Annotated in this window: 1 protein-coding gene and 1 pseudogene; one reads left to right on the top strand and one right to left on the bottom strand. The window is 57.9% G+C overall.

All coding sequences use genetic code 11. The features are described 5' to 3' along the window. Nucleotides 1-463, top strand: a 463-nt coding sequence (locus DBR24_RS06695; RefSeq protein ID WP_128614284.1) for a type I secretion C-terminal target domain-containing protein, incomplete at its 5' end; no start/stop codon positions are given. Between the two features lie 116 nt (nt 464-579). Here DBR24_RS06695 and DBR24_RS30900 read toward each other — a convergent pair. After that, nucleotides 580-2520: pseudogene (locus DBR24_RS30900) on the bottom strand (hypothetical protein); the annotation flags it as partial.

The following is a 2520-nucleotide window of genomic DNA, read 5'->3' as shown; positions in this document are numbered from 1 at the left end:
GATCAACGGCGGCCTGGGCAACGACATCCTCAACGGTGGCGGTGGCGATGACCTGCTGATCGGCGGCCTGGGCAACAACACCCTGACCGGCGGGCCGGGCGCGGACACCTTCCAGTACCTCAAGGGCAACAGTGGCCACGACACGATCACCGACTTCACCCCCGGCACCGACAAGCTCGACCTGTCGCAACTGCTGCAAGGTGAAAACGGCACCACCGCGTCGCTCGACGACTACCTGCACTTCACCGTCACCGGCAGCGGCGCCTCGGTGCTCACCAGCATCGACGTCAGCGCCCTGGCTGGCGCCACGCCGAACCAGACCATCGACCTGGCCGGTGTCAACCTCGCCAGCCATTACGGCGTAACGCCGGGGGCGGGCGGGGTGGTCGCTGGCGGACACGACACGGCGACGATCATCAGCGGGATGTTGAATGACCATTCGTTGAAGGTGGATACGGTGTAAGCAAAGTCCGAAACGACAAAACCCGCCGCTCCGATGATCGGGGCGGCGGGTTTTTCATGCTTTACGCCAGGGCGCTCGTCCTTGCTGACATCATGGCGGGTATCAAAAAACAGAATCTATGATTGCCCGCTATCAGAGGTCACTCCCGACGGCTGAGGCAACACGATTGTCTGCAGTGCTCCGGTATAGGGTGGCAGTTCATTGAGGGTTTCCATCGCGCCATTCACATTTGTGCTTCCTTTGCTCAGGCCGATGGTGAAGATGCCAAAATCGTTACCGATGCCATTGTCCTGGTGATTGACGATATAGAGCCTGACAGATTGACGAGCGGCAACCGTGAACGTGAGCGAGAAGTCATATTTGGTGCCGTTTTTAGGAAGTTCACGAACGACTTGCGGGCTATTCGGCAAGCTGGTGGTGAGTGCCAGAATCGGATTGACCAGATTGGTGTTGGGAAACTCGCGGATGTGACAAGCCTTCATTGTGAACGTGTAGGTGCCGGGCGCCAGCACAAAGTCCTGGTAAAAAATGGCACCCGAATAGCCTGTGGCGGGGGCTACGTCAGTGAAGTTGAAGAACGCCCTCTCGCCTGCATGGACGCGAATTGATCCGCTTCGGGCTCCCGTGTAGAGGTCCCAGCCGTTGTAAGTGCTGTCCTGAAAGTCGGTCATGTGCGAGAGGGTCAGGGTTCTCGCCGAAGACTCTGGAGTCGAGTCATTTGCTGACCTTATCGTATAACGATGGTCTCCAATATCCTGATCAGTCAGCGTACGGCTCCAGTCGCCTTGAGGGTTTACGTCGAATGTGACTATGGCAATACCATTGTCACGCAGCGTGATTGCCTGATTGGCAGTGCCCTTGCCCGTGAGCATGAGTGTGGTTGCGGTGGTGGTCGCACCGTCGGGGATTTCCGGGCCGCTGGCGGAATGACCTTTCACCGAGATGATGGTCGGATCCACCTGTTTGACGGTTCGGACGCTATAGCGGCGCACCGGAAACCCAACCGCCGTCGCCGCGTTCGCCACCCCATCAAAATTAACCTTGAACGTCACCTTCAACTCACTGCCATCTTTCAAGTCTTTCAACCAGTCCAGCGGCACCGTCCGGCTCAAGCCTGATACACCCACGCCCACTTCACCGCGAAGGTCGTCGAAGGTCACGGTCTGGTCCTGATTGTCCTTGCCTTCGTACTGCAACCACAGCCGCTCACCTTCGACGTGCGGCCATGCCGCAACGGTAAGCTGGGCGGCGGGCAGCAACAGCAGGATGTCGAGTTCATTGCCGGTCTTGCCATCAATGAGCGGCGTCGGCAAACGCGTATCGCCCTCGTTAATCTTCGACACGCTCAGGTTCAGTTCAAGCGATCGGGCAACCTCTGCATTATTGCGATTCAGGTGCCAGCGAAACACCATGGGCTTGCCTTGTCGTGCGATCAGAAAAGCCTGTGTCAGCAGGGTGTTGGTGCGTTTGTTGGCGTTGAACGGCACCAGTGGAAACTCCGGCGCACCTGCGGGTGGATTGACCTCGATCAGCTGTGCCCGATCATCGTCCAGTGCCTGGAGGTACTCGATGCGTATCGTCACGCCCTGCGGATACTCCAGTACATCGATAGGGTCGACCGCCGGCGCCACCAGAAATGGCAGTTGCAATTCGATGGGTACGAACACTTCGGTGACGTCGTATATCGTCGGATCTGAGGGGCCGTCCACTCCTCCTGCCAGGCGTTTGACGGTGTAACTTAACGCGATGGGATTGCCTTGTTCGGCGTTGATTACACTGTGCGGGATTTTGATCGACGACAGCTGTTTATCGGCTTCGTCAGGCTTTACGGTGTACGCAGGAAGAGGGACGGTATTTTGCCCCTCTACGGTGACGCTGACTTCATCGGCGGACTTCAACTGAGCTTCGGCCGCGATCACGACGGTGGCGCCATCGGTTACATCGTCCGGGTTCAATTGGTCGCCCTTGGCTTCCTTGATGACGGCTGCGGGCAATTTCGCTGATTCAGCTTGCCCCACCACAAACTCCAGCACATTGGAATAACTTGTGTCCTTGCT

This window comes from Pseudomonas sp. HMWF006, assembly GCF_003061205.1.
In the GTDB taxonomy this organism is placed as follows: Bacteria; Pseudomonadota; Gammaproteobacteria; order Pseudomonadales; family Pseudomonadaceae; genus Aquipseudomonas; species Aquipseudomonas monsensis.
This window is presented reverse-complemented; position numbering and strand designations above follow the sequence as displayed.